Source organism: Sodalis sp. RH20 (genome assembly GCF_047324205.1).
Taxonomy (GTDB): Bacteria; Pseudomonadota; Gammaproteobacteria; order Enterobacterales; family Enterobacteriaceae; genus Acerihabitans.
The window spans coordinates 3,291,900-3,318,231 of sequence record NZ_CP178733.1; the positions used below are offsets into that span (position 1 = coordinate 3,291,900).

The window sequence follows — 26,332 nt, forward strand, 5'->3', positions numbered from 1 at the left end:
CCATGCTGCATTTTTTCATCCGGCGACCGAAGTTCGCTATTGTTATCGCGGTGGTGACCGCAATTGTCGGGCTAACCGCCTTAACCGTCATACCGGTAGAACAATTTCCCACTATCGCGCCGCCGGTGGTCTCGGTCAGCGCCACTTATCCCGGCGCCAGCGCCCGGGATGTGGCCGAAGCCGTGGCCTCCCCCATCGAGGCCCAGGTCAATGGCGTCAGCCATATGCTCTATATGGAATCCAACAGCGCGAATAGCGGCGGCTACCAGCTCAATATCACTTTCGCCACCGGCACCGATCCCGACATGGCGGCGGTGGAGGTGCAAAACCGCATTGCCCAGGTCAGCGCGCAGCTGCCCGCCGAAGTGAATAATAACGGCGTGACGGTACGTAAGCGCTCCTCGAATATTTTGCTGGGCGTGAACGTATTTTCGCCTAAGCATAGCCATGACAATCTGTTCGTCAGTAATTTTACCAGCCTGCGTATCCGTGATGCCATCGCCCGTATCAACGGCGTCGGCGACGTGCAAATCTTCGGCGCGCGCGATTACAGTATGCGCATCTGGCTGGATCCGCAGCGCATGGAGGCGCTTAACGTCAGCGTACAGGATATCATCCAGGCCTTGCGCGATCAGAATATCCAGGCCGCCGCGGGTCAAATCGGCTCGCCGCCCATCAGCTCCGGCCAGCAGCGTACCCTGACCATCAGCGGCCAGGGACGTCTGCTGGGCGCGGCGCAGTTTGCCCAGGTCATTATCCGCACCAATTCCCAAGGCGGCATGGTGCGGCTTAGCGATGTGGCGCGGGTGGACCTGGGCGCGCAGAATTACCAGGTTAACTCAGCGCTGAACTCAACGGACGCGGCCTTTATGGGCGTGTACGCCGCGCCGGGCTCCAACGCGCTGAATGTGGCCAATGCGGTCAGGACGGAAATGGCGCGGCTGGCGCACACCTTCCCGCCGGACCTGGTCTATGAAATTAAATATGACTCCACCGTCACGGTCACCGCCACCCTCGATGAAATCGTGATCTCGCTAGGACTGACGCTGGTGGTAGTGCTGGCGGTGGTTTTTTTATTCCTGCAAAGCCTGCGTGCGACCTTTATCGTGGCGCTGACGATACCGGTGTCCTTGCTGGGCACTTTTGCCGTGCTGTTTATCTTCGGTTACTCCGCCAACACCCTCAGTTTGTTCGCCATTATCCTGGCGCTGACGGTAGTGGTGGATGACGCTATTGTGGTGGTGGAAAACGTGGAGCGCCTGATGTCGCAGGATGAAACGCTGACGCCGTCGACGGCAACCGGCCAGGCAATGATACAAATCGCCGGTCCCATCATCGCCACCACGTTGGTACTGCTGGCGGTATTTGTGCCTATCGCCGTCCTGCCCGGCATTACCGGGGAGCTATACCGGCAATTCGCCATTACGCTGTCCGCTGCAGTCATCTTGTCGAGCATCAACGCCCTCACCCTCACCCCGGCACTGTGCGCCGTCTTGCTATCACGGCGCGAACCGCCGGTAACCGGCATATTTGGCGGTTTTAATCGCGGCCTGAACGCCATTCGCGACGGTTATGTCCGCCTCGCCCGGATGACCGGGCGACACGCCGCGATCAGCGTGGTGATATTACTGACGGTGGGCGCGCTCACCTGGTTCGGCTATAGCCGCTTGCCCAGCGCTTTCCTGCCTGATGAAGACCAGGGATTTTTCTTTGTTAACGTACAGCTTCCGGACGGGGCCTCGTTGTCCCGTACGCAGCGGGTCATGGACCAGGCATATCAATTGATACGAGCGAATCCCGCCGTCGCGGATGTCATTAAAATTACCGGCTACAGCCTGCTTAGCGGCGGCGGCGCGCCCAATACCGCTTTCGCCTTCGTCTTGCTGAAACCCTGGGGCGAACGCGCGCATGTCGACCAGGTGTTGCCGACAATCCAGGCCCAGCTATCCACCCTACCCCAGGCGATGATCATGGCGTTTAATCCGCCGGCCATCAGCGGCCTGGGCAGCGCCTCCGGCTTCGATTTGCGCATCCAGGCGCTGGAAGGCCAATCACCGCAGGCGCTGGCACAGGTGGCCGGCGCCGTGATCCTGGCCGCCAACGAGGATCCCCGGCTAAGCCGGGTATTTACCACCTTCAGCGCCTCGGTGCCTGAGGTAGGCCTGAGTATAGACCGCGAGCGGGCCGCCCTGCTGCAAGTGCCGGTGAGCCGCATTTTCACCACGCTGCAAAGCGCGATGGGCGGAGTGAACGTAGGCGATTTTCCCCATAACGGCCGTATGTTTAACGTACAGTTGCAAAACGACATGGATTTTCGCCAGCGGCAGGAACAAATCGGGCAGATCAGCGTGCGCAGCGATAGCGGCGCCTTAGTGAGGCTGGCAAATCTGGTCCGTCTGAGTCCGGTACTGGGCGCGCCGTTTATCGCCAATTTTAACCAGTTTCCGGCGGTGACGGTCAACGGCTCGGCCGCGCAGGGCATAAGCTCGGGCCAGGCGATGAACGTCATGGAAAAGATTGTGCGGCAAACGCTGCCCGCGGGTTATGGCTATGCCTGGAGCGGCATGTCCTGGCAGGAACAGTATGCCGGCGGGCAGGCGGTATTTATCTACGCCGCCGCACTGGTTTTTGCCTATCTATTCTTGGTGGCGCAGTATGAAAGTTGGAGTATTCCGCTGGTAGTGATGTTATCAGTGCTGTTTGCCATGGCCGGCGCGGTGGCGGGGCTTTTTGCCATGGGCTTTGCCAACGATGTCTACGCCCAGATCGGTCTGGTGCTTTTGATCGGGCTGGCGGCGAAAAACGCCATACTGATCGTTGAGTTTTCCAAAGCCCGGCGGGAAGAAGGCGCCAGCATTTCCGACGCGGCCCTGGACGGCGCCCGCCAACGTTTTCGCGCGGTAATGATGACGGCCATTTCATTTATATTCGGCGTCATGCCGTTGGTGCTGGCAACCGGCGCCGGCGCGATGAGCCGGCGCATTATCGGGGTAACGGTTTTTAGCGGCATGCTGTTGGCCACCGCCCTCGGCATCATTATCATCCCCGCGCTCTATTGGCACATCCAACGGCTGCGCGAGTGGGTGAAAAGATAACGCAGTCTCCGGCACGCGCTTCTTTATACTAAGGTGCTTGTATGCAGCTTATCCAAAAGGTTATCTACTATTTTTTTATAAACCGGATTAAACTCCCCGGTCTCATCCTCCCTCACATCCACATTCACTTCACCAATGGTTTGATCGGTGAAAAAGAAAAAAAACTTATCATTTCGCTTCAAAAACTTGCAAGCAAAATAATAATAAGAGTTGTTGCTTTTATCATTGGTGTCTTCTAATGCGATGCGTATGGTAAAAGCGATAGACAACTCTTTCGACTTGTTTAATTCTTGGGCGTCCTTGACTAAGAACTCCTTGTTTATCCCCTCGCCGATGGCGATATAACTTCCTTCAGACCCATCAGGAAGATAAAAAAGGTTTGTTTCAATACCTAAATAGTCGAGGAATCCCGGGACAAAACCGCGTAAAGCGCCATGGAGATGGTCCCAATAATGTGTGCGCGAAATGATATAGTCTTCATAGGCCTTTTGTATTAGTGCATAATTGTTCATGGCTGTGTCCAAAGTAAAAAGAGTCGTGCTACCAGTATAATCATCTTTATTGTCGCTGCACCGCTGGCTGGCTGGCATGCCGAAAATCATTTACAGACCGCCGTTAAAAACCTATGGCCGGTAGTGAAGCACAGCCGCCACAGCCCTGCGCAGTGGTTTCGCCAAACGGGCTAAAAGCCTAAAGGTTTTTCAGTATTATCAAGCAACATCCGACGATATTACCCACAAAATCCTGTACTGCCTACCATCAAAACCATGGCATTATAGACGATGTCTTCGCCGGCGGCACGCGATGGTGCATCTGCCGCCAGACGTTACCGGCAACGCAGTTTTCTGTAGAAGGTTAACCTATTGCAAACGTGATGTTGCCGTTGCGTATAGGATGCGTTTTGAACTCGGCAACCCGATGGGCAAAGAGGAAAACCTATGTGGGTGGTGAAAGGAGACAGCGTCTGCCTCGAGCACGGCAAACGCCTTATTCTTTGGCTTAACATTGTCGCCTATTTATTGTAAAGGATCTTATTCAGCCTCTTCCGCTACGTTATTTCCGTAGAGACGCTTTTGCCTTTCTTAATTAGGCTATTCCGTCGCATCGACATTTTCCAATAAAAAAACGCGGCTGTAGCCGCCAGTCATAATAGTCGCTGGAATGGACACCCTGCACAAGACAAAGCAGGTGAACCCGCCTGCCTTGGCCGTTGTCGACGGAAAAAACGGACCTCAGGCGGGAGCCCTGGTTATTAAACATCTTGGGATACGATGGACAGCGCATGAACACCTCCGCATCATTTTGAATGACGCGGAGATGTCGACCAAACCTGCGCGATAAACATCACGATTAGAATCTTAACTGTAGGCTCATGATAACAATACCAGGCAGAAGAATCCCCGACCTTACACTGACATGGCTATTCACATCATACTTAACGCCATGATATATATAGGGAGCGAAGCCTATACCCGTTGCCCGTTTAATATCCTGGTAGAACCCATCATCGCCACAACGCTCAAAGGGCGTAAATACAAACTCCCCCGCGTAGGCGTATAGCCCTTCAAAGCTCCACTGGTTGCGCCTTACCCAGTTTTTTCCCATACCCAGCAATACGCATCTATTACTTTCACTATTGATAAAAGTACCAGCAAAAAAACTGTAATCCGAATTTTTATGCACTTTTCTTTCTATGGCAACCAGTTGGTTCTTAAAGTACTGGTTATCCCCCTCCTTCGGGGCATAAATGTGATACGCAAAGGAGGCGGTATCTAATGAATAGAGATCCAAATCGTTCGCAAATGCTTGTGAAAAGCAAGACATCAGGCACATAAAACATATGAATTTTATCCACCGGGATTTACCAGACAATTTTACCTCCCTATTCCAGAGACTGGCATATTGCTTTTACTGTTCCTAACAAACCCGCGTTGATACCCCATTTTTTAGTTTCTGCGCCGAAGAAAACCCGTCCCTAAACGCAGTACCGCTGACCTAAAAATACATTTATATCAAATGATTATATCCATAAGCTCACCTATAAATGGATAACACTCATGTCTTTTTGTTTAATAAAATATTACAACATGATGTTTTTAGATGTTTTTTACAAAAAAATCAAGCCATCGGAATGCAGGCTTCAAGCATAAGCGTTACTTTAGCGGCAGGACGGGATAATCCCGATATCATGCAAGAAGCTGAAAGTTTGATGTGGGCTGACTGCCTGTAATTTTTATACATTGCCACGGTGTGGCATTGGCTGGATTTAGTCTTGCCGTTATTAATGGGGAGAATCAATGGCGCAAAATAGCGGTACGGGTTCTGGCACTGTGATTTCATTGAACCGCGGGGCAGTATCGGGGGTGGCTCGCGGGGATGCGGAAACCTATAAGGGTCAACCGCTACCAGGTATAAAGCAAAATTTATGGTGGCGGCACGCACCCGTATTGTCCATTGATTCGCAGCGTGTTTCGTATCACAGCAGACAATTTGAATCCAAATGGTACGCCCTACTGGATTCGAACCAGTGACCTACGGCTTAGAAGGCCGTTGCTCTATCCGACTGAGCTAAGGGCGCACTGCGGGAAGTTGCTGGATAACGCGGATTGGATTATACGGAGCGGACCGGTCGAGTCAATGGCTTTTATGACAACGGGTGGTTCGCTGAACAAAAGGATTTCATTCAGTGCCTGACAGCGGGCCACGCTTCTGCCAAAATACCCCCCATCTCAGCATGATTAAACTGATGGATTGCCGATTCTGATGGTCGCTAAACTTATTGATGGTAAAACTATTGCTCAGCAGGTCAGGGATGAAGTGGCCGTGCGGGTGCGGCAACGCCTGAGCGTCGGGAAACGCGCGCCGGGACTGGCGGTGGTATTGGTCGGGGAAAATCCGGCATCGCAGATCTACGTCGCCAATAAGCGCAAAGCCTGCGAGGATGTCGGTTTTGTCTCCCGCTCCTATGAATTGCCGAGCACGGTCAGCGAGGCCGAACTGCTGGCGCTTATCGATACGCTTAATGCCGATAAGACGATTGATGGTATCCTGGTGCAACTGCCGCTGCCTCCGGGCATGGATAATATCAACGTGCTGGAGCGCATTGCGCCGGATAAGGATGTGGACGGATTCCACCCTTATAATGTCGGCCGCCTGTGCCAGCGGGCGCCATTGCTGCGGCCCTGCACCCCACGCGGCATCATCACCCTGCTGGAACGTTATCAGATCGAGACCTTCGGGGTGAATGCCGTAGTGGTGGGCGCGTCCAACATCGTCGGGCGGCCGATGAGCCTGGAACTGCTGCTGGCCGGCTGCACCGTCACCGTCACCCACCGGTTTACCAGGGACCTCCAGCGTCATATCGAATATGCCGACTTGCTGGTGGTGGCGGTGGGCAAACCCGGATTTATTCCCGGCGAATGGATTAAACCCGGTGCCGTGGTGCTGGATGTCGGCATCAGCCGTCTTGCCAACGGCAAGGTGGCGGGCGACGTGGCCTTCGAGGCGGCTTCGCAGCGCGCATCCTATATTACGCCGGTACCCGGCGGCGTCGGTCCTATGACGGTCGCGACCCTTATTCAAAACACTTTGCAGGCATGTGAAGACTTTCACGATACAGCATCTTAACGGCGGAACACGATGGAAACTTTCTCACTTGACGGCCATCCGTACATTGAACTGTGCGATTTACTGAAGATTCAGGGTTGGTGTCACAGCGGCGCGGCGGCTAAAACCGCCATTTATGGTCAGCAGGTCAAGGTCAACGGTGCGATGGAAACCCGCAAGCGATGCAAGATCGTCACCGGGCAGCAGGTGGAATTTTTAGGACAGGTGGTGAAAGTCGTCGAATAAACCGCTATCGGCCCGGCGCAGGATATCCGTATGCCGCCGGGGCGTGAGGCGCTATAAACGACAAGGGCGCGGAAGAACCGCGCCCTTGCCGTATCCACAGCCGTAAGACACAACGCTTGTAGCCGGCGCATGCCGCGGCGCAAACCCGCCTTCAGCCCCGGCAACGCGGCGCTATTATCCACGCCGCCAGATAGTGCCGCCGGCGCCGTCTTCCAATACGATGCCCAGTTCGGTCAGTTTTGCGCGGGCCTCGTCCGCCAGTTGCCACTGTTTATTGTTGCGCGCATCGTTACGTTGCTTGATCAGCGCCTCGATCTGTTCGGTTTCACTGATATCCACCCGGGCGCCGTTTTGCAGGAACTGCTCGGGATCTTGTTCCAGCAAGCCCAGGACATTCGCCAACCGGCGCAGCGCCGCCGCCAGCCCGAGCGACGCAGGCGGGTTTTCCACTTTCAGGCGATTGACTTCGCGGGCCATCTCGAACAACACCGAATACGCTTCCGGCGTATTAAAATCATCATCCATGGCGGCGGTAAACTGGTCGACAAACGACTCGCCGCCGGCGGGCACGGCCGCTGTATCAGTACCGCGCAGGGCGATGTAAAGCCGCTCAAGGGAGGATCTGGCCTGTTTGAGATTATCTTCACTGTAATTCAGCTGGCTGCGGTAATGGCCGGACATCAGGAAATACCGCACCGTTTCCGCATCGTAATATTTCAGCACGTCGCGCACGGTAAAAAAGTTATCCAGCGATTTGGACATTTTTTCCCGATCGACCATCACCATGCCGGAATGCATCCAATAATTGACATAAGGCCCTTCGTGGGCGCAGCTCGACTGGGCGATTTCGTTTTCGTGGTGGGGAAACATCAGGTCCGAACCGCCGCCGTGAATATCGAAATGATTGCCCAAATGCTTGCAGTTCATGGCCGAGCATTCCACATGCCAGCCCGGACGCCCCGGTCCCCATGGCGACGGCCAACTGGGCTCGCCTTCCTTGGACATTTTCCACAAGACGAAATCCATCGGGTTGCGTTTGACATCGTCGATATCCACCCGGGCGCCGGCCTGCAACTGCTCGAGATCCTGACGCGATAACACGCCATAGGTGGGGTCGGAGTCCACAGCGAACATGACATCGCCGTTGGCGGCCTGGTAGGCATGGTTTTTTTGCAGCAAGACCGCCACGATGTCGATGATATCGGCCATGTGCAGGGTCGCGCGTGGTTCTTCATCCGGACGCAGAATATTCAGGCTGTCGAAGTCCCGGTGCATTTCAGCGATCATACGGCCGGTAAGCGTATCGATGCTTTCATCGTTGGCATGGGCCCGTTTGATGATCTTGTCGTCAATATCGGTGATGTTACGCACATACTTCACCTCATAACCTTTAAAACGCAGGTACCGGGTAACGACGTCGAAGGCGACAAACGTCCGGCCGTGGCCGATATGACAAAGGTCATAAACGGTGATGCCGCACACGTACATACCGACTTTACCGGCATGAATGGGTTGGAAATCCTCTTTTTGACGTGTCAGGGTATTATAAATCTTCAGCATCGACATTCATTCCATGGTGTTAACGGGTACGTGTGTATAGCGACAAGTTGAGACAGGGTATTTTCCAACAGCGTATTGAACCCTGAAGGCGTCGGTAATGCAAGGACGGGGCCCTGGTTTTCAAACGGCGGGTTATCCCCGGCCAACAGCACGGCCTGGCTTGCCAGAATAACAGAAATGGTCATCCGCTGCGGTGAATGCTGACTCCATGGCAGACTTATGTTATAAATCCAGTCTGCTTGATCACTTCGTGTGAGCAACTCTTTTACCGACTCGTAGGACAACTATTTATGGTCACTCTTCATACCAATCACGGCGATATCGTTATTAAGACCTTCGCCGACAAAGCGCCGTTAACCGTTGAGAACTTCCTGACCTATTGCCGTGACGGCTTTTATGATAATACCATTTTCCATCGCGTTATTAATGGTTTCATGATCCAGGGCGGCGGTTTTGAACCCGGCATGACGCAGAAAAAAACCCGCGCCACCGTGAAAAACGAAGCCAACAATGGCCTGAAGAACAATCGCGGCACCCTGGCCATGGCCCGCACCAACGATCCGCATTCCGCCACCGCGCAATTCTTTATTAACCTGGTGGATAACGACTTCCTGAACTTCCGTTCCGAACGCCCGGACGGTTGGGGATATTGCGTTTTCGCCGAAGTAACCGACGGTATGGATGTCGTCGATAAGATTAAAAACGTGGCGACCGGCAACAGCGGCCCGCATCAGGATGTACCGAAAGAAGATGTGATCATAACCGGCGTGACCGTAGACGAATAAATCGTTGCCATGGCAACCCTGTTTGTTGCGGATATTCATCTTAGCGTCCAGGAACCGGCGATTACCGCCGGTTTTCTGCATTTTTTGCAACGGCAGGCCGTCCACGCCGACGCGCTCTATATCCTGGGCGATTTGTTCGAAGCCTGGATTGGCGATGACGACCCTTCCCCGCTGCACGGTGAGATAGCCGCGGCGCTGAATGCGCTGGCGCTTCGGGGAATACCCTGTTTTTTTATTCACGGCAACCGGGATTTCCTGCTGGGCCGGGATTTTGCCGCCGCCAGCGGCATGACGCTGCTGCCGGAAGAACAACTGCTTACCCTGTACGGCCGGTCGGTGCTGGTCCTGCACGGCGATACGCTGTGTACCGATGATCAGGCTTATCAACGCTACCGCCGGCGGATCAATCAACGTTGGCTGCAGCGCCTGTTCCTGGCGCTGCCGCTGAGATGGCGCCTGCGCATTGCCGGACGGATGCGGGCCAGCAGCCAGCGCGCCAATATGACGAAATCCCAGACGATTATGGACGTCAGCCAAGAGGCGGTTACCGCCGCGCTTGCGCGACATGGGACCGATTGGATGATCCATGGCCATACCCACCGGCCGGCGATCCATGCCGTGCAGACCGCGGCGGGCATCGCCCATCGTGCGGTACTGGGCGCCTGGCATCTTCAGGGGTCGATGATCCGGGTCACCGGGACCAGCGTCGAGCTGATTGAGTTCCCCTTCGATTAAGCGGCGCAATTTATAGCGCCGGCGGCCACGCAACCGTTTTCCTCTCCAGGCGCACATGATATGCTCTACGCCCTCTTCTTTCTGATAGCCTGCGCGGACGCATTGCGGCGCAGGCTGTGGGAGAGCGGTCGGCAACATTTACAGGAGCACCACGCGCATGCAATCCAATCTTGCCCCGGCAAAAATCGCCATCGTCATGGGGTCCAAAAGCGACTGGGCCACGATGCAATTCGCCGCTGACATTCTCGCCACGCTGCAGCTTGCCTGTCATGTGGAGATCGTCTCGGCGCATCGCACCCCCGACAAGCTCTTCCGCTTTGCTGAACAGGCATCCGCCGCCGGGTTTGAAGTGATTATCGCCGGCGCGGGCGGTGCCGCCCATCTGCCCGGCATGCTGGCGGCAAAAACGCTGGTGCCGGTACTTGGCGTGCCGGTGCAGAGCGCGGCATTAAGCGGCGTCGACAGCCTCTATTCCATTGTCCAGATGCCGCGCGGCGTGCCGGTGGGTACCCTGGCGATCGGCAAGGCCGGCGCGGCCAACGCCGCACTGCTGGCGGCGCAGATCCTGGCGTTGCACGATCGGGAATTATCCGCCCGGCTGGCGGCCTGGCGTGTGGCGCAGACTGACGAGGTGCTGGCGCATCCCGATCCGCGGGAGGAAGCATGAAACCGGTTTGTATCCTGGGCAACGGCCAGCTTGGGCGCATGCTGCGCCAGGCCGGCGAGCCGCTGGGCATTGCGGTCTTCCCGGTGGGGCTTGACGCCGATCCCGGCTCGGTGCCGGTGGCGCAAAGCGTGATTACCGCTGAGATCGAGCGCTGGCCGCAGACCCCCCTTACCCGCGAGCTGGCCCAGCATAATGCCTTTGTTAACCGTGATATTTTTCCGCGGCTTGCCGACCGGCTGACGCAAAAACAGCTGCTGGACAGCCTGAGGCTTGCCACCGCGCCCTGGGAAGAACTGACCGCGGCGGCGCAATGGCCGCAGGTGTTTGCCTCCTTTGGCGACCTGGCCATCGTCAAGCGGCGCGTGGGCGGCTATGACGGGCGCGGCCAATGGCGTCTCGTACCCGGCGAAGAGGCGGCGCTGCCCCAGGAGTGCTACGGCAGTTGTATCGTTGAGCGCGGTATCGCCTTTTCCGGCGAAGTTTCGCTGATCGGCGCCCGCGGGCATAACGGCGACAGGGTGTTTTATCCGCTGACGCATAACCTGCATCAGGAGGGCATCCTGCGCACCAGCGTGGTTTTTGCCCGACCGGACGACAGATTGCAGCGCCGGGCCGAGAGCATGCTCTCGGCAATAATGCATGAACTAAAATATGTCGGCGTGATGGCGATGGAATGTTTTATCGACGGCGATGATCTGTTGATTAACGAGCTGGCGCCACGGGTGCACAACAGTGGGCACTGGACGCAAAACGGCGCGTCCATCAGCCAGTTCGAGCTGCACCTGCGCGCCATCCTCGGCCTGCCGATGCCTAAACCCGCCGTCACGGCACCGTCGGTGATGGTTAATCTTATCGGCACCGACTGCAACACCGAATGGCTGGCCGAACCGCTGGTCCATCTGCATTGGTATGAAAAAGAGGTGAGGCCGGGACGTAAGGTCGGCCACCTGAATCTTAACCATAGCGATCCCGCCGCGCTGAGCCTGGCGTTGGAACATCTCGCTCCAATGCTACCAGTGGAGTATTACAGCGGGCTGGAATGGGCGCGGCAAAAACTGGCCGAATTGGGCTGAAAGATCGCGGAGAGACTCACTTAAAAAGGCCCCGGCGGGGGCGGTGAAGTTCATGCCAGGCCGGTGGGGTTTCCGCCGGCCATGCATCGAGCGCCCCCTGTATTGCCCGGCGCAGGCAATACAGGGAGACACCTAAGCCTTGCACATGAAATAGTTGCCCAGGCGGCATGCATCACACCGCCGGCAAAATTGTCCCCCAAATAACATCACGCTTTGCGCATCAGACCATAAAATCTTTCAGCGCGCCATTAAGCGTGGCGCTTGGGCACATGGCCCGGCTGGCCAATTCCGGCGACGGATGATAATACCCGCCGATATCAACCGCCTTGCCCTGCACCTGGTTTAACTCGGCGACAATCTGGCCTTCGTGTTCGGCAAGGGTTTTCGCCAAGGGGGCAAACTGATCGCGCAGCTCGGCATCCTCATCCTGCCCCGCCAGCGCCTGCGCCCAATACAGCGCCAGGTAGAAATGGCTGCCGCGATTGTCCAGCTCGCCGGTTTTACGCGAAGGCGATTTGTTGGTATCCAGGAATTTACCGTTGGCCTGATCGAGCGTTTTCGCCAAAATTTTCGCCTTGGCGTTGGCGCGGGTGCTGCCCACATGGTCCAGGGACGCCGCCAGCGCCAGGAACTCGCCCAGGGAATCCCAGCGCAGGTGGTTTTCCTGCAGGAACTGCTGGACATGTTTTGGCGCCGAGCCGCCGGCGCCGGTTTCAAACAGGCCGCCACCGCTCATCAGCGGCACGATGGACAGCATCTTGGCGCTGGTGCCCAATTCCATGATCGGGAACAGATCGGTCAGGTAGTCGCGCAGCACGTTGCCGGTCACCGAGATGGTGTCCTTGCCCTGGCGGATGCGATCGATGGAGAACTGGGTCGCTTCTTCCGGCGACATAATGCGAATATCCAGCCCGCTGACATCGTGATCCTTCAGGTAACGCTCCACCTTGCGGATCATTTGCGCGTCATGGGCGCGGGCCGGGTCAAGCCAGAAGATGGCCGGAGTATTGGATTCACGGGCGCGGTTAACCGCCAGTTTCACCCAATCCTGGATAGGCAGATCCTTGGCCTGGCACATGCGCCAGATATCGCCGGCCTCGACGGATTGTTCCAGCAGCACGTTGCCCTGCTCGTCGGTAACCTTGACTACACCGTCCTGTTTGATCTGGAAAGTTTTATCATGCGAGCCGTATTCCTCGGCCTTTTGCGCCATCAGGCCCACGTTGGGCACGCTGCCCATGGTGGTCGGATCGAAGGCGCCGTGCCGTTTGCAATCGTCGATCACCACCTGGTATACGCCTGCGTAGCAGCGATCCGGGATCACCGCCTTGGTATCATGCAGCTTGCCGTCGGCGCCCCACATCTTGCCGGAGTCGCGGATCATCGCCGGCATCGAGGCGTCGACAATGACATCGCTCGGCACATGCAGATTGGTGATGCCTTTGTCGGAATTGACCATGGCCAACTGCGGCCGCACCTGGTACAACGCCTGGATGGCCTGTTCGATTTCCTGCTGGCGGTCGGCGGGCAGCGCCTTGATCTTGGCGTACAGATCGCCGATGCCGTTATTGACATCAATGCCCAGCGGTTTGAGTTCGTCCGCGTAGCGCTCCAGCACATCCTGGTAATACTCAGCGACAAACTGGCCGAAGATGATGGGGTCGGAGACTTTCATCATGGTGGCTTTCAGATGCACCGACAGCAGCACGCCCTGTTTTTTGGCATCCTCAAGCTGTTCGGCGATAAAGCGGCGCAGCGCCTTTTTACTCATCACCGACGCGTCGATAATCTCACCGGCATTCACGGCGGTTTTGGCTTTCAGTACCTGTACCGCGCCGTCTTTGCCCACCAGCTCGATTTTTACGCTGCCGTTATCGGCAATCAGTGCGGATTTTTCGCTGCCGTAAAAATCGCCGTCGCTCATATGGGCAACGTGGGATTTTGAGTCGGCGGACCAGGCGCCCATCCGGTGCGGATGCTTGCGGGCATAATTTTTCACCGACAGCGGCGCGCGGCGATCGGAGTTACCTTCGCGCAGCACTGGGTTTACCGCGCTGCCTTTGATTTTATCGTAACGGGCATTGGCTTCTTTTTCGGCGTCCGTGGCGGGTTCATCCACATAGTCCGGCACCTTGTAGCCCTGCTGTTGCAGTTCCTTGATGGCCGCTTTCAGCTGCGGCAGCGAAGCGCTGATATTGGGTAATTTTATAATATTGGCTTCGGGGGTGACGGCCAGTTGGCCAAGCTCGGCCAGGTGATCGGCGATTTTTTGATTTTCGTTAAGGTATTCCGGGAAGTTGGCGATGATGCGCCCGGCCAGCGAGATATCGCGCGTTTCCACCGCGATGCCCAGGGATTGGGTGAACGCCCTGATGATCGGCAGCAGGGAATAGGTGGCCAGGGCCGGGGCTTCATCAGTAAGCGTATAGACGATCTTCGAGGTTGTGGACATTTATTACGTTAACTCCTCTATATCATAGCGATTGCAACTATCTTGAAGAGTGCGGGACCGTTGCGTTCACCGTCGGCACCATCCGGGAGCATAGGCGGAAAAAAACGATTTCCGGGAAACACTTCCAGGTGCTTCAGTTGGGCAGAGTGGGTCTGCGGAATGATGGTGTACCAGGCCGTTACTGTGCAGTAGACGGCCGGTAACTGTCAACCGGGTTGTCACTCTGTTGAACATCAATTGTTTCATTAATGTTCACATATTGTAAAAATTAGCCCTGATATTGCCGGTGAGCGCCTTTTTTCCCCAGCAGGCGCTGCCCCAGCACGGTGCCGCAGGCGGAAAGCAAGAGCGCGCCGCACAGCGGAACCATCCACCACAGGCGATAATCCGGCTCCCAGGGAAAATCGAACACTTTACGCTGCAACAGCCCCAGGGCCACCTCCGCGCCCGCCGCCGCCACCACGCCGGATACCAGTCCCAATAATGCAAACTCATACCACAGCGTGGCCCGCAGCAGCGTTTTCCCGGCGCCAAGCGTGCGATAGACCACCAATTCCTGCTGGCGCTGGCGCATGCCGACCTGTACCTGCGCCAACAGCAGCAGCCCGCCGCACAGTAATACCAGTATCACCATGATTTCCAGCGCCCGGCTGACCTGTTGCAGAACCTGGCCGATCTGTCCCAGAATGGCACCGATATCCAGCAGGCTGAGCGTGGGAAACTGGCGGTTTAGCTGTGCCGGAAAAGCCGCGGGGCCCTGATAACGGAAACTGGTCAGCCAGGTTTGCGGCTGGCCGTCCAGGGCGCCCGGAGGAAAAATAAAGAAAAAATTCGGCCGCAGGCTTTCCCAGTCCACCTTGCGCAGGCTGGTGATCCGGGCGCTGAAGGATTGGGTATCGCCGGTAAAGGTGAGCGTATCGCCAAGCTTGAGCTTGAGCTGGTCGGCTACCTGCTGTTCCATGGAGACTTCCCCCGGCCCCGGCGGCCAAACGCCCGCCACCAGCAGGTTGTGATCGGGCTTTTGCTCCAGCCAGGTCAGGTTCAGCTCGCGGTTTACCGTCCGTCCGCCCGCATCGTTCTCATGGATCAGGTCGGTGGCTTTTTGGTGATTAATTTCCGTCAGCCGGGCGCGGATGATCGGGTAAAAGGTGCCTGGCGCTACCCCGTTGCGCTGCAGAAAGTCCCTGACCTGCGGCACCTGATCGCCGGTCATGTTCAGCAAAAAATAATTAGGGCTTTCCGGCGGCAACTGCTGCCGCCAGCGATCGAGCAAATCTCCGCGCATCACCAGCAGCAGCGCCAGCAGCATAAACGACAGCGAGAACGCCGCCAGTTGGGTCAGCGTTATCCAGGGCTGGCGCAGCAGGCGATTCAGCGCCAGGCGCAGCGCCAAACGCCGGACCACCAGGCGACGCAACAGCCATAACGCGCCCCATCCCACCGCTGCCAGCAGCAGGGACAGGACGCCCATGCCGCCGGCCAGCGACCATAACAGGCCGTTGGCGCCGACGGTGAGCAGCAGCAGGGCCAGCACGATAATCAGCATTACCGGCAGATAGATACGCAGCGGCCAGAAGGTTTGGGTAGCGTCGCGCCTGAGCACGCGCAGGGGGCGGGTTGCCAGCAACTGACGATAAGGACGCAGCCCCACCAGCAGAGAAATCACCACCAGCGCCCCCAGGGACCATAACCACGGCCAGCCGCCGGCGGGCGGCAGTTCGGCAGGCAGGACCGGCGCCAGCATCCGCATCAGGGCCGCTTCAAATAATAAACCGATCACACTGCCGCTGACGCCGGCGAAGACCAGCAGCGAGAGCCATTGGCCGACCACCAGTTTCATCAGCGCGCGCCTGCCGGCGCCCAGGGTTTTCAGCACCGCCACCAGATCGCCGCGGCTGCGGCAGTAATGCCCCATGGCCACCGCCACCGCCGCCACCGACAGCAACAGCGTCAGCAGCGCCGACAGCACCAGGAAGGACCGCGATCGTTCCAGGGATGAATTCAGCGCGCCGCTGGAATCATCCATGCTGTACCAGCGCTGGGAAGCGTCGAGCTTCGGCGTCAGGTAGCGTTCGAAACGCTCAAGCGCGGGCGGATCGCCGGCAAACAGATAGCGCCAACTGACCCGCCCGCCCGGCTGTACCGCGCCGGTGGCGGCCACATCCGCCAGGTTGATGACGATGGCCGGCGCGGTCTGGAAGGGATTAAAACCGCTGTCCGGCTGCTGGATAAGCTCGCCGGCGATGCGCAACGTCGCATCGCCCACATCGAGCGGATCGCCGATTTTCAGCCCCAGCAGGGCCATCAGCCGCGGCGCCACCAGGACGGTCCCCGGTTGCGAACGCAGGCCGGCCGGGCGGGTCGTCAGCGTGCCGTACAGCGGATAGAGGGCGTCGGTGGCCGTGACATCGGCCAGTTGCGCATTATCGCCAGCGAAAGTCATGGTCATAAAGCGGATCTGCCGGCTTACGGCCAGGCCGCCATTCGCGGCCTGCTGCAGCCAGCCCTCGGCCACCGGACCCGACGCGCGTAATACCCGGTCGGCGGCCAGGAATTCGCGGCTTTGCTCGCCGAGCCCTTTTTGCATGCGGTCGCTGATATTGCCCAGCGCCAGCACGCAGGCAACGGACAACGTCATGGCCAGCCAGACAATCAGCAGCGACGGTGAACGCCATTCACGCCAGAACCAGCGACCGATCATGCCACCTCCAGCAATTGACCGTCCTGCAGGCGCAGGCGTCGTTCACAGCGCGCCGCCAGCTGCGTATCATGCGTGACCAGGATAAGCGTGGTGGCGTTGTCCCGGTTAAGCGAGAACAGCAGATCGGCAATACGATCGCCGGTTTTACGATCCAGGTTGCCCGTCGGCTCATCGGCAAACAGCACCTGCGGGCGGCCGCTGAACGCGCGGGCCAGCGCCACGCGCTGCTGCTCGCCGCCGGAAAGCTGGGCGGGCAGGTGTCCCAGGCGCCGCGCCAGGCCAAGCTTATCCAACAGTTCCAGCGCTTGCTCCCGGCTTTGACGTTCGTTTTCGCCGCGCAGCAGGGCGGGCAGTTGCACATTTTCCAACGCGGTCAGGGTGGGCACCAGCATAAACGACTGGAAGACAAAACCGATGCTTTTGGCCCGTAGCCTGGCGCGTGCCTCTTCGTCGAGCGACGCCAGTGGTTGCCCCAATAAACGCACCTCCCCTTCACTGCCGTCGTCCAAGCCGGCCAGAATGCCGAGCAAGGTCGACTTGCCGGATCCGGATTCGCCGATCAGGGCAATTGTCTGGGCGGGTTTGACAAGCAGCTCAACTCCGGTAAGGATGGAGATCTGGTTTTCTCCCTGACCGACGTGTTTATTAAGATGATGAACTTCAAGAACGTTTTCCGCGGGCATTTTCTCTTCCTTTTCCTGATGGCGTTATTGAGTGTACGTGCAAACGCCGCAGACACCTTATTGATTTTGGGCGATAGTCTTAGTGCCGGCTACCGGATGCCGGCGACGCAGGCCTGGCCGTCCCTGCTTAACGATCGCTGGCGCAAGGAGTCGGACAATATCCGCGTCGTCAACGGCAGCATCAGCGGCGACACCGCGACACAAGGACTGGCGCGCCTGCCGGGCCTGCTGGCGCTGCACAAGCCGCGCTGGGTCGTGATTGAGCTGGGCGGTAACGATGGCCTGCGCGGCTTCCCGCCGCCGTCAATCGCCGGCGATCTCGCCAAGGCCATATCACAGGTTAAATCGGCGGGCGCGCAGCCCCTGCTGATGCAAATCCGGCTGCCATCCAATTACGGCCGGCGCTATACCGAGTCGTTCAGCGCCATCTATCCGGCGCTGGCGCAGCAATATAACGTGCCGTTATTGCCTTTTTTTATGGAACAGGTGTACCTGAAGCCACAATGGATGCAGGATGACGCCATTCATCCCAACGCGGATGCGCAGCCTTTTATTGCCGAATGGATGTCCGCCAGGCTGCTGCCCCTACTTAAACATGATTTCGCCTCCGGCGGAGCGGCCAATGGGTAAAGTTATGCAAAAAACCGTCGTTATCACCGGCTGTTCCAGCGGCATCGGCTGGGTGGCGGCGCAGGACCTGCGCCGGCGCGGCTATCGGGTGCTGGCGACCTGCCGTAAACCGGCGGATGTCGCCCGCCTGGCCGCCGCCGGGTTTGAAACGCTGGCGCTTGATCTTGACGACGAGCGCAGCGTCGACGACGCGTCGGCGCGCATCCTGGACCTCTGCGGCAAGCGGCTGTACGGTTTATTCAACAATGCCGGATGCGGGGTATACGGACCGCTGGCAAGCCTTTCCCGCCGCCAGTTGGAACAGCAGTTCGCCAGCAATCTTTTCGGCACCCATCAGTTGACGCAGCGGCTATTGCCGGCCATGCTGCCCCACGGCGAGGGGCGCATCATCCAGACCAGTTCGGTAATGGGGCTGGTAAGCACCCCGGGACGGGGCGCCTACGCCGCCAGTAAATTTGCCCTGGAAGCCTGGTCGGATACGCTGCGCATGGAACTGCACGGCACCGGTCTGTGCGTGAGCCTGATTGAGCCGGGGCCGCTCAGCACCGCCTTTACCCGCAATGTAAACCAGTCGCAGGCGGATAAACCGGTGACCAATCCCGGCATCGCCTCACGATTTACATTGCCGCCAGAGGCTATACTGCCCAAACTACGTCATGCTTTGGAGCATCCACGCCCCCGATTGCGTTATCCGGTGACCCTGGTCGCCAGCGGTTTGTCCCTGCTGCGCCGTTGGCTGCCGGGCCGTTGCCTGGATATGATTTTACGCGCCAGCCATTGAGGCGGGGAAAGATGCCCCAATATAGTGCTAAAACGGGAGAGAGAATTTCATGTTAGCTCAAGCCACCATTATTGATATTAACGAAGCAAACCTACAGCAGACGCTCGAACTGTCCATGTCGCAGCCGGTGCTGTTCTATTTCTGGTCGGAACGCAGCCCGCATTGCCAGCAGATGACCCCGGTTATCGATAAACTGGCGCAGGAATTCGCCGGGCAGTTCGTCCTGGCCAAAGTGGATTGCGACGCCCAGCAGGCGCTCGCCGCCCAGTTCGGCTTGCGCGCCATCCCGACGCTCTATCTGTTCAAAGACGGGCAGCCGCTGGATGGTTTTCAGGGACCGCAGCCCGAAGAGGCGATTCGCGAACTGCTGCTGCGCGCCCTGCCCGATCCGGCTCAGCTGAAAATGACCGAGGCCAGCGACCTGATGCAGCAAGGACAGTATGCCGAAGCGCTGCCCCTGCTCAAGGAAGCCTGGCAGCTGAGTGACAAATCCAGCGAGGCGGGCCTGCTGTTGGCGGAAACCTATATTCAGCTCAAGCGCACCGAGGATGCCGAAGCCGTGTTGGCGGTTTTTCCGCTGCAGGATAAGGACACGCGCTACCAGGGCCTGATGGCGCAAATCGAACTGATGAAGCAGGCGGCGGATACGCCGGAAATACAGTTGCTGCAACAGCAGGTGCAAAACGCCCCGGCGGACGCGGGGCTAGCGGTGCAACTGGCGCTGCAATTACACCAGGTCGGCCGCAATGAAGAAGCGCTGGAACTGCTCATCGGCCATTTGCGTAAAGATCTTGCCGCCGCCAACGGCGATGCGCGCAAGACCCTGATGGATATCCTGGCCGCGCTCGGCACCGGCGATGCCTTAGCCGCCAAATACCGCCGCCAGCTTTATTCCCTGCTCTACTAAGGGTTCCCCGGGCCAATGGCGCCCGGCTACACTCTGCTTATGCCGCCGGGCGCGCATGAAATGCGTGCCTGTGTCACTGATTCCCCCCGCTTGGCGCGTCTTTGCCCCGGCAAAAGCGTACTATTACATTAGTGTTGAAAAGAGTGTGTCATGCTAAATACGTGTGAAGAAGATGTCGCACCGGCCGCGCTAGATGGCGTTATTATTTTCTCTCATGAAATGGAGATTTCACCATGGAGATTTCACCCATGCTGACGGTAATCCCAATTATTATTGTCCTGGCCCTGATCATCGTCTGGGCGGGGATAAAAATTGTCCCTCAGGGATACCAATGGACGGTTGAGCGTTTCGGCCGCTATACCCTTACCTTAAAACCCGGGCTGAACCTGGTGGTGCCGTTTATGGACCGGGTAGGCCGCAAGATTAATATGATGGAACAGGTGCTGGATATTCCCTCGCAGGAAATCATCTCCAAGGATAACGCCAACGTGACCATCGACGCCGTGTGTTTTATCCAGGTGGTCGATCCGGCGCGCGCGGCCTATGAAGTCAGCAACCTCGAGCAGGCCATCCTTAACCTGACCATGACCAACATCCGTACGGTGCTCGGTTCCATGGAGCTGGACGAAATGCTGTCGCAGCGCGACGGCATCAATACCCGTCTGCTGCATATTGTCGATGAAGCCACCAGTCCCTGGGGGATTAAGGTCACCCGTATCGAAATCCGCGATGTGCGCCCGCCCGTCGAGATGATCGCCGCGATGAACGCCCAGATGAGGGCCGAGCGAACCAAACGCGCCAATATCCTGGAAGCGGAAGGCGTGCGCCAGGCGGCCATTTTACGCGCCGAGGGTGAAAAACAGTCCCAGATCCTCAACGCCGAAGGCGAACGACAGGCGGCATTTTTGCAGGCGGAAGCCCGCGAACGCGCCGCCGAGGCGGAAGCCAGGGCCACTAAAATGGTGTCCGAGGCCATCGCCGCGGGCAATATCCAGGCCATTAACTACTTTGTGGCGCAGAAATACACCGATGCCCTAAAGCATATCGGCTCCGCCAACAACAGCAAGGTTATCATGATGCCGCTTGAGGCCAGCAATCTGATGGGCGCCATCGGCGGCATCGCCGAACTGCTTGGCGAGAGCAAAACCGGCCGGGGTAAATAACCATGCTTGCCGCGCTGGTCGTCCATCCGCACTGGTTTTGGATTTCGCTCGGCGGTCTGCTGCTGGCCGCGGAAATGTTGGGCGCCAGCGGATATTTATTGTGGAGCGGCGTCGCCGCCGTACTGGTGGGGCTGGTGGTATGGGCCGTGCCGCTAGGCTGGGAGTGGCAGGGCGTGGCCTTCGCATTGCTGACTATCTGCGCGGCGCTGGGATGGTGGTACTGGCTGCGCTCGCGCACCAAAGCGTATCCGGCATCGCTGCTGAACCGGCGCGGAGAACAGCTGGTCGGCGTCAAGACCACCCTTGCGGAACCCCTGGTGAACGGGGTGGGCCGGGTACGCATTGGCGACAGCACCTGGCGCGCGCGCTGCGATACGGATCTGGCCATGGGCGCCACGGTCGAGGTGATCGCGGTGGAAGGCATTACCCTGCGGGTGCGTCCTTATCATGAACACGCATGAGGCCGCCCGCCGTGGCCCGCGGCAGGTAGCAGGGTCGTTATTCCCGGCGGGCGCCGGCGGCGCAGCAACCCGACAGGTTATTGATAATCGGGCATTCGGCGCTATCGTCGCCGGGGCAACTTTCCGCCAGGATCAATAAATGACGGCGCATGGCCTCCAGTTCCTCAATGTGGCGCTCAATGTCTTTGACCTTACGCAGGGTGCGTTCCTTGACATCGGCGCTGTGGCGCAGCGGGTCGTTAAACAACGCCACCAGCTCGCGGCACTCATCCAGGTTAAATCCCACCAGCCGCGCCTGGCGCAGCAGCGTTAGCTCCTCCACATGGCGCGCGTTATAGCTGCGATAACCGTTATCCCGGCGCACCGGCGGCGTTACCAGCGCCTTATCCTCATAAAAACGGATCGCTTTACGGGTTAAACCGGTTTTTTTCGCCACATCGCTGATATTCATGGTTCCCCCTTGACCTTCCCCTTGCGGCAAGGTTTAAGCTCTATTACAACGACTTTTCCACGGCGCAGTCAATCAGTTCGGCACCCTTATTACCGCCGGTAACGACCCGCCGCCTTTTCCACCAAGGAGTTTTCAATGTCACAGACCATTGTGCTCGCCCTGCAGGGACTCTCCTGCGAACATTGTATCAAACGGGTCCGGGAAGCCCTGGAATCACGCGATGACGTGGAAAGCGCCCAGGTGGCGCTGGATTATGCCACGGTCACCGGCGCCGCGACGGCGGCGGAGCTTATCGCCAGCGTCAAACAAGCCGGCTACGAGGCCGCGCCCGCGGGCCGGCCCGATACCGAACTCCAGCTTTCCGGCCTGAGCTGCGGCCATTGTGTAGCTACTACCCGTAAAGCGCTGGCCGCCGTGCCGGGCGTCAACGCCGCCGAGGTCACGTTGGATCACGCCGGCGTTTATGGCGCGGCCGATCCGGCGGCGCTTATCCGGGCGGTGGAGCAGGCTGGCTATCAGGCTATCCTTGCGGGGGATATCGCCCACCCAAAAACTGAGCCGCTGACAGGCAACACTTCAGCGCCGGATATTCTGGCAGCGGCGACATTACCTCCGGCAACGGCTCCGGCAAGTACCGATACCGATGACAGCCTGCATCTGCTTATCAGCGGCATGAGCTGCGCCAGCTGCGTCCTGCGCGTTGAACGGGCCTTACAGCAGGTGCCTGGCGTTGGGCAGGCGCGGGTCAACCTGGCGGAGCGTAGCGCCCTGGTGCTGGGAGCGCCCGACGGCGACGCGTTGATTGCCGCCGTGGCGCGCGCCGGCTACGGCGCGGAAATTATCCAGGATGACGCCCTGCGGCGGGAGCGCCAGCAGCAGACGGCGCTCCAGGCGACGCGTCGTTTCCGCTGGCAATCGGCGCTGGCCCTGGCGCTGGGCGTGCCGCTGATGGCGTGGGGACTGTTCGGCGGCAGTATGACGCTGACGCCGGAAAGCCGTCCGCTGTGGCTGGTCATCGGCGTTGCTACGCTTGTGGTGATGGCGATCGCCGGCGGTCATTTTTACCGCAGCGCCTGGAAGAGCCTGCGAACCGGCAGCGCCACCATGGATACCCTGGTGGCGTTGGGCACCGGCGCCGCCTGGCTTTATTCCATCAGCGTCGCGCTGTGGCCGGACGTGTTTCCGATGATGGCGCGGCACCTCTATTTCGAGGCCAGCGCGATGATCATCGGGCTGATTAACCTGGGCCACGCCCTGGAGCAGCGCGCGCGCCAGCGCTCGTCCCAGGCGCTGGAACGCCTGCTGGATCTGACGCCGCCCATGGCCCGGGTGGTCGAGGCCGACGGCGAACGCGCCCTGCCGCTGGCCGAGGTGCGCCTTGGCATGATCCTGCGCCTGACCACCGGCGACCGGGTGCCGGTGGACGGCGAGATTACCCAGGGCGAGATCTGGCTGGATGAGTCCATGCTGACCGGCGAGCCGGCGGCACGGCATAAATCCGCCGGCGAAAAGATCCATGCCGGTACCGTGGCGCAGGACGGCAGCGTGCTGTTCCGGGCCGACGCCATCGGCAGCCAGACGACGCTGGCGCGGATTATCCGTTTAGTACGCCAGGCGCAGAGCAGCAAACCGGCCATCGGCCAATTGGCGGATCGCATTTCGGCCATCTTTGTTCCCGCCGTGGTGGCGATAGCCGTGATCAGCGCGGCCATTTGGTATCTGGTGGGCCCGCAGCCGCAGATGGTCTACACCCTAGTGATCGCCACCACGGTGCTGATTATCGCCTGTCCCTGCGCCCTGGGGCTGGCCACGCCCATGTCTATTATCGCGGGGATCGGTCGCGCGGCGGAGTTCGGCGTGCTGGTGCGCGACGCCGACGCGCTGCAGCATGCCACCACCCTTGATACCCTGGTATTCGATAAAACCGGCACGCTGACGGAGGGGCGGCCGCGGGTGGTGGCGGCCGAACCGGCGGCCGGTTTTGTCCTGGAGGATGTTGTGGCGATCGCCGCCGCGCTGGAGCAAGGCTCCAGCCATCCCCTGGCGCACGCCCTGGTGGCCTATGCCGGCACGCGGGCGCTGGCCGGGGTTGGTGATTTCCGCACCCTGCGCGGCCTGGGCGTCAGCGGCGACGTCGCGGGGAAGCGGGCGTTGCTTGGCAACAGCGCGCTGCTGCAACAACAGCAGGTCGATATCGCCGGCCTTGCCGCGCGGGTCGCCTTTTGGTCTGAGCAGGGCGCCACGCCGGTATTGCTGGCGCTGGACGGCAAGGCGGCGGCGCTGTTCGCCATCCGCGATCCGCTGCGCGACGACAGCGTGGCCGCGCTGCGCCGGCTGCATGGCCTGGGTTATTCCCTGGTGATGCTGACCGGCGATAACCCGGCTACCGCCGGCGCGGTGGCCAGGGAAGCCGGCATCGACCGGGTGATCGCCGGCGTCCTGCCGGACGGCAAGGCGGAGGCGATTAAAACGCTGCAACGCCACGGACACCGGGTGGCCATGATTGGCGACGGCATCAATGACGCCCCGGCGCTGGCTCAGGCGGAAGTCGGCATCGCCATGGGCGGCGGCAGCGACGTGGCGATTGAAACCGCTGCCATTACCCTGATGCGCCATAGCCTGCACGGGGTAGCCGATGCGCTGGCGATAGCCAACGCCACGCTGCGCAATATGAAGCAAAACCTGCTTGGCGCATTTATCTATAATGCCCTGGGTATTCCCATCGCCGCCGGCGTCCTCTATCCCTTTACCGGCACGTTGCTCAGCCCGGTGGTGGCCGGCGCGGCCATGGCCTTATCGTCCATTACCGTGGTCAGCAACGCCAACCGCCTGATACGCTTTAAGCCCAAAGCGTAACGCCTTACACGGGCGATGATGTTAACGTTAAGGACTTGTCACGCAACGGGAGTGGTATGCAATGAGGAGCTTATTACGGCGCATGGCGACCCTGCTGGGTTTTTTGCCCGCGGAGCAGTACGCCTGGCCCGGCATGGACGTCAGCCTGTCCGATCACCGCCGGCTGCATATGGTGGGCAGCATCCATATGGGCACCCGTGATATGGCGCCGCTGCCCGCGCGCCTGCTATCCCTACTGCGCCAGGCCACGGCGCTGGTGGTGGAAGCGGATATCACCGCCGGCTCGCCGTTGACGTCGGTGCCGCCGGTGGCTACCCCGCTCAGGGATCGTCTGTCCGCAGACCACTATCGCATTTTCAGCGACCTGTGCGCCGAATATCAGCTGGACGGGGAGGCGCTGTCGGCGTTGCCCGCCTGGCAGATCGCCCTGATGCTGCAGGCGCGCCAGGCCGAGCGGCTGGGGCTGCGCGCGGACTACGGCATCGATTATCAGCTGATCCAGGCGGCCAGGGACATGGGCAAGCCGGTCATTGAACTGGAAGGGCCGCAGGAACAGCTGGACCTGCTGCTGCAGCTTCCGGATCAGGGGAACGCCCTGCTGGAGGATACCCTGCGCCATTGGCATACCAATGCGCGCCTGTTGCAGACCATGATCGGCTGGTGGCTCGACAGCAGGCCGGTCAACCTGGATAAAGCCTTTCCCGCCACCTTCAGCGCGGATCTGTATCATTATCTGATGACCGAACGCAACCTGCGCTGGAAACAGCAGTTGCAGGACCTTCCCGCCGGCGGCTATGTGGTGGCGGTGGGCGCCCTGCATTTGTACGGCGCCCAAAGCCTGCCCTCGCTGCTGCGGCGTTGAGTTTTTGTCCGGCGGGGCATTTACCCCTTGCCGCGACTACGTTAACCTGAATTATTATTTATTCATTAAGTATCTTATTGGTATTCGGGACGATGTTATGACGCCTGCGGTTAATATATTGGAAAAAAACCATATTGCATTCACGCTCCATCCTTACCAGCATGATAGCGATGAAACCCATTTTGGCGCGGAAGCGGTCAGCAAGCTGGGACTTGACGCGGCCCAGGTTTATAAAACCCTGTTGGTGGCCCTGAACGGCGAGGCCAGGCAGTTGGCGGTGGCGGTGACGCCGGTGGCACTGCAGCTGGATTTGAAAAAAGTCGCCAAAGCGCTGGGCGCGAAAAAAGCCGAAATGGCCGACCCCCTGCTGGCGCAAAAGACCACCGGCTATCTGGTCGGCGGCATCAGCCCGCTGGGACAGAAGAAACGCCTGCCGACGGTCATTGACGCGCCGGCGCAGGCATTTGCCACGATATTCGTCTCAGGCGGCAAACGCGGCCTGGATATTGAACTCAGCCCGGCTGATTTGCGCCAGCTGCTGTCGGCGACATTTGCCGATATCGCTAAACGCGACGGCCAGGATAAGGGTGCGCCACTCGCATGACGTTACGCGCCACC

Annotated in this window: 23 protein-coding genes and 1 tRNA gene; 16 read left to right on the plus strand and 8 right to left on the minus strand. The window is 59.1% G+C overall.

Annotated features, from left to right (window positions below; all coding sequences use genetic code 11):
• Positions 1-2: 2 nt before the first annotated feature.
• On the plus strand, positions 3-3,095 hold the full coding sequence (locus tag ACL2XM_RS15240) for an efflux RND transporter permease subunit (protein ID WP_413722277.1): 3,093 nt from the start codon (positions 3-5) through the stop codon (positions 3,093-3,095).
• A 23-nt stretch (positions 3,096-3,118) separates the two neighbouring features.
• On the opposite strand, the gene ACL2XM_RS15245 is transcribed toward ACL2XM_RS15240, so the two are convergent.
• On the minus strand, positions 3,119-3,685 hold the full coding sequence (locus ACL2XM_RS15245; protein ID WP_413723590.1) for a hypothetical protein: 567 nt from the start codon (positions 3,683-3,685) through the stop codon (positions 3,119-3,121).
• Between the two features lie 760 nt (positions 3,686-4,445).
• Complete coding sequence (locus tag ACL2XM_RS15250; protein WP_413722275.1) at positions 4,446-4,967, minus strand: hypothetical protein; 522 nt, start codon at positions 4,965-4,967, stop codon at positions 4,446-4,448.
• Between the two features lie 172 nt (positions 4,968-5,139).
• Between ACL2XM_RS15250 and ACL2XM_RS15255 the strand changes: the two genes are divergently transcribed.
• Positions 5,140-5,325: a hypothetical protein gene (locus ACL2XM_RS15255; protein WP_413722274.1), complete on the plus strand. Its 186-nt coding sequence runs from the start codon at positions 5,140-5,142 to the stop codon at positions 5,323-5,325.
• A 271-nt stretch (positions 5,326-5,596) separates the two neighbouring features.
• Here ACL2XM_RS15255 and ACL2XM_RS15260 read toward each other — a convergent pair.
• Positions 5,597-5,673 (minus strand) — tRNA-Arg (locus tag ACL2XM_RS15260).
• A 185-nt stretch (positions 5,674-5,858) separates the two neighbouring features.
• Between ACL2XM_RS15260 and folD the strand changes: the two genes are divergently transcribed.
• A complete protein-coding gene (folD, locus tag ACL2XM_RS15265) occupies positions 5,859-6,722 on the plus strand; it encodes a bifunctional methylenetetrahydrofolate dehydrogenase/methenyltetrahydrofolate cyclohydrolase FolD (protein ID WP_410016140.1) in 864 nt (287 codons plus the stop codon).
• 12 nt (positions 6,723-6,734) lie between these two features.
• Positions 6,735-6,947: a ribosome-associated protein YbcJ gene (gene ybcJ, locus ACL2XM_RS15270; RefSeq protein WP_410016141.1), complete on the plus strand. Its 213-nt coding sequence runs from the start codon at positions 6,735-6,737 to the stop codon at positions 6,945-6,947.
• Between the two features lie 174 nt (positions 6,948-7,121).
• Here ybcJ and cysS read toward each other — a convergent pair whose 3' ends face one another.
• Positions 7,122-8,507, minus strand: a complete 1,386-nt coding sequence (gene cysS / locus ACL2XM_RS15275; protein ID WP_413731182.1) for a cysteine--tRNA ligase — start codon at positions 8,505-8,507, stop codon at positions 7,122-7,124.
• 290 nt (positions 8,508-8,797) lie between these two features.
• Between cysS and ppiB the strand changes: the two genes are divergently transcribed.
• The 4 genes from ppiB (at position 8,798) to purK (ending at position 11,767) form a co-directional block, all read left to right on the plus strand.
• Complete coding sequence (gene ppiB, locus ACL2XM_RS15280) at positions 8,798-9,292, plus strand: peptidylprolyl isomerase B (RefSeq protein WP_410016143.1); 495 nt, start codon at positions 8,798-8,800, stop codon at positions 9,290-9,292.
• A 9-nt stretch (positions 9,293-9,301) separates the two neighbouring features.
• Positions 9,302-10,027, plus strand: a complete 726-nt coding sequence (locus ACL2XM_RS15285; RefSeq protein ID WP_413731183.1) for a UDP-2,3-diacylglucosamine diphosphatase — start codon at positions 9,302-9,304, stop codon at positions 10,025-10,027.
• Positions 10,028-10,184: 157 nt separating this feature from the next.
• Entirely contained in the window at positions 10,185-10,694 is a 510-nt protein-coding gene (gene purE / locus ACL2XM_RS15290; protein ID WP_413722273.1) for a 5-(carboxyamino)imidazole ribonucleotide mutase, read from the plus strand.
• Positions 10,691-11,767: a 5-(carboxyamino)imidazole ribonucleotide synthase gene (purK, locus tag ACL2XM_RS15295; RefSeq protein ID WP_413731184.1), complete on the plus strand. Its 1,077-nt coding sequence runs from the start codon at positions 10,691-10,693 to the stop codon at positions 11,765-11,767. Before purE ends, purK begins: the two co-directional genes overlap by 4 nt.
• Before the next feature lie 220 nt (positions 11,768-11,987).
• Here the strand turns inward: purK and ACL2XM_RS15300 are convergent, their stop codons facing one another.
• The 3 genes from ACL2XM_RS15300 to ybbA form a co-directional block, all read right to left on the minus strand.
• A complete protein-coding gene (locus ACL2XM_RS15300; RefSeq protein WP_410016147.1) occupies positions 11,988-14,219 on the minus strand; it encodes an NADP-dependent isocitrate dehydrogenase in 2,232 nt (743 codons plus the stop codon).
• A 268-nt stretch (positions 14,220-14,487) separates the two neighbouring features.
• Entirely contained in the window at positions 14,488-16,920 is a 2,433-nt protein-coding gene (gene ybbP, locus ACL2XM_RS15305; protein ID WP_413731185.1) for a putative ABC transporter permease subunit YbbP, read from the minus strand.
• Positions 16,917-17,603, minus strand: a complete 687-nt coding sequence (ybbA, locus tag ACL2XM_RS15310; RefSeq protein ID WP_410016149.1) for a putative ABC transporter ATP-binding protein YbbA — start codon at positions 17,601-17,603, stop codon at positions 16,917-16,919. The genes ybbP and ybbA overlap by 4 nt, the downstream gene beginning before the upstream one ends.
• Here ybbA and tesA point away from each other — a divergent pair.
• The 5 genes from tesA (at position 17,571) to ACL2XM_RS15335 (ending at position 21,545) form a co-directional block, all read left to right on the plus strand.
• On the plus strand, positions 17,571-18,233 hold the full coding sequence (gene tesA / locus ACL2XM_RS15315) for a multifunctional acyl-CoA thioesterase I/protease I/lysophospholipase L1 (protein ID WP_410016150.1): 663 nt from the start codon (positions 17,571-17,573) through the stop codon (positions 18,231-18,233). The genes ybbA and tesA overlap by 33 nt on opposite strands.
• A gap of 4 nt (positions 18,234-18,237) precedes the next feature.
• A complete protein-coding gene (locus tag ACL2XM_RS15320; protein WP_410016605.1) occupies positions 18,238-19,014 on the plus strand; it encodes an SDR family oxidoreductase in 777 nt (258 codons plus the stop codon).
• Positions 19,015-19,063: 49 nt separating this feature from the next.
• Complete coding sequence (locus ACL2XM_RS15325) at positions 19,064-19,921, plus strand: tetratricopeptide repeat protein (protein WP_410016151.1); 858 nt, start codon at positions 19,064-19,066, stop codon at positions 19,919-19,921.
• A 248-nt stretch (positions 19,922-20,169) separates the two neighbouring features.
• A complete protein-coding gene (locus ACL2XM_RS15330; protein ID WP_410016606.1) occupies positions 20,170-21,084 on the plus strand; it encodes an SPFH domain-containing protein in 915 nt (304 codons plus the stop codon).
• A 2-nt stretch (positions 21,085-21,086) separates the two neighbouring features.
• On the plus strand, positions 21,087-21,545 hold the full coding sequence (locus ACL2XM_RS15335) for an NfeD family protein (protein ID WP_410016152.1): 459 nt from the start codon (positions 21,087-21,089) through the stop codon (positions 21,543-21,545).
• A 37-nt stretch (positions 21,546-21,582) separates the two neighbouring features.
• Here the strand turns inward: ACL2XM_RS15335 and cueR are convergent, their stop codons facing one another.
• Entirely contained in the window at positions 21,583-21,996 is a 414-nt protein-coding gene (cueR, locus tag ACL2XM_RS15340; protein WP_413730856.1) for a Cu(I)-responsive transcriptional regulator, read from the minus strand.
• Positions 21,997-22,131: 135 nt separating this feature from the next.
• Here cueR and copA point away from each other — a divergent pair, with 135 nt between their 5' ends.
• The 3 genes from copA (at position 22,132) to ybaK (ending at position 26,318) form a co-directional block, all read left to right on the plus strand.
• Entirely contained in the window at positions 22,132-24,852 is a 2,721-nt protein-coding gene (gene copA / locus ACL2XM_RS15345) for a copper-exporting P-type ATPase CopA (RefSeq protein ID WP_413730857.1), read from the plus strand.
• Positions 24,853-24,913: 61 nt separating this feature from the next.
• The gene (locus tag ACL2XM_RS15350; protein WP_413730858.1) at positions 24,914-25,714 is read left to right on the plus strand and encodes a TraB/GumN family protein; all 801 of its coding nucleotides are present in this window, start codon (positions 24,914-24,916) and stop codon (positions 25,712-25,714) included.
• Positions 25,715-25,811: 97 nt separating this feature from the next.
• Positions 25,812-26,318, plus strand: coding sequence for a Cys-tRNA(Pro)/Cys-tRNA(Cys) deacylase YbaK (ybaK, locus tag ACL2XM_RS15355; protein WP_410016156.1), 507 nt, complete (start codon positions 25,812-25,814; stop codon positions 26,316-26,318).
• Positions 26,319-26,332: the final 14 nt, after the last annotated feature.

What these genes read in the sequence shown, in the direction of transcription:
- cueR (WP_413730856.1), bottom strand. Translation starts at nt 21,996, where the DNA reads ATGAATATCAGCGATGTGGCGAAAAAAACCGGTTTAACCCGTAAAGCG.
- purE (WP_413722273.1), top strand. Translation starts at nt 10,185, where the DNA reads ATGCAATCCAATCTTGCCCCGGCAAAAATCGCCATCGTCATGGGGTCC.
- folD (WP_410016140.1), top strand. Translation starts at nt 5,859, where the DNA reads ATGGTCGCTAAACTTATTGATGGTAAAACTATTGCTCAGCAGGTCAGG.
- purK (WP_413731184.1), top strand. Translation starts at nt 10,691, where the DNA reads ATGAAACCGGTTTGTATCCTGGGCAACGGCCAGCTTGGGCGCATGCTG.
- ACL2XM_RS15335 (WP_410016152.1), top strand. Translation starts at nt 21,087, where the DNA reads ATGCTTGCCGCGCTGGTCGTCCATCCGCACTGGTTTTGGATTTCGCTC.
- ybaK (WP_410016156.1), top strand. Translation starts at nt 25,812, where the DNA reads ATGACGCCTGCGGTTAATATATTGGAAAAAAACCATATTGCATTCACG.
- ACL2XM_RS15330 (WP_410016606.1), top strand. Translation starts at nt 20,170, where the DNA reads ATGCTGACGGTAATCCCAATTATTATTGTCCTGGCCCTGATCATCGTC.
- ybbP (WP_413731185.1), bottom strand. Translation starts at nt 16,920, where the DNA reads ATGATCGGTCGCTGGTTCTGGCGTGAATGGCGTTCACCGTCGCTGCTG.
- ybbA (WP_410016149.1), bottom strand. Translation starts at nt 17,603, where the DNA reads ATGCCCGCGGAAAACGTTCTTGAAGTTCATCATCTTAATAAACACGTC.
- tesA (WP_410016150.1), top strand. Translation starts at nt 17,571, where the DNA reads ATGATGAACTTCAAGAACGTTTTCCGCGGGCATTTTCTCTTCCTTTTC.
- ACL2XM_RS15325 (WP_410016151.1), top strand. Translation starts at nt 19,064, where the DNA reads ATGTTAGCTCAAGCCACCATTATTGATATTAACGAAGCAAACCTACAG.
- ACL2XM_RS15350 (WP_413730858.1), top strand. Translation starts at nt 24,914, where the DNA reads ATGAGGAGCTTATTACGGCGCATGGCGACCCTGCTGGGTTTTTTGCCC.
- ACL2XM_RS15245 (WP_413723590.1), bottom strand. Translation starts at nt 3,685, where the DNA reads ATGCCAGCCAGCCAGCGGTGCAGCGACAATAAAGATGATTATACTGGT.
- ppiB (WP_410016143.1), top strand. Translation starts at nt 8,798, where the DNA reads ATGGTCACTCTTCATACCAATCACGGCGATATCGTTATTAAGACCTTC.
- ACL2XM_RS15285 (WP_413731183.1), top strand. Translation starts at nt 9,302, where the DNA reads ATGGCAACCCTGTTTGTTGCGGATATTCATCTTAGCGTCCAGGAACCG.
- ACL2XM_RS15320 (WP_410016605.1), top strand. Translation starts at nt 18,238, where the DNA reads ATGCAAAAAACCGTCGTTATCACCGGCTGTTCCAGCGGCATCGGCTGG.
- ACL2XM_RS15240 (WP_413722277.1), top strand. Translation starts at nt 3, where the DNA reads ATGCTGCATTTTTTCATCCGGCGACCGAAGTTCGCTATTGTTATCGCG.
- ACL2XM_RS15255 (WP_413722274.1), top strand. Translation starts at nt 5,140, where the DNA reads ATGGATAACACTCATGTCTTTTTGTTTAATAAAATATTACAACATGAT.
- copA (WP_413730857.1), top strand. Translation starts at nt 22,132, where the DNA reads ATGTCACAGACCATTGTGCTCGCCCTGCAGGGACTCTCCTGCGAACAT.
- ybcJ (WP_410016141.1), top strand. Translation starts at nt 6,735, where the DNA reads ATGGAAACTTTCTCACTTGACGGCCATCCGTACATTGAACTGTGCGAT.
- ACL2XM_RS15300 (WP_410016147.1), bottom strand. Translation starts at nt 14,219, where the DNA reads ATGTCCACAACCTCGAAGATCGTCTATACGCTTACTGATGAAGCCCCG.
- cysS (WP_413731182.1), bottom strand. Translation starts at nt 8,507, where the DNA reads ATGCTGAAGATTTATAATACCCTGACACGTCAAAAAGAGGATTTCCAA.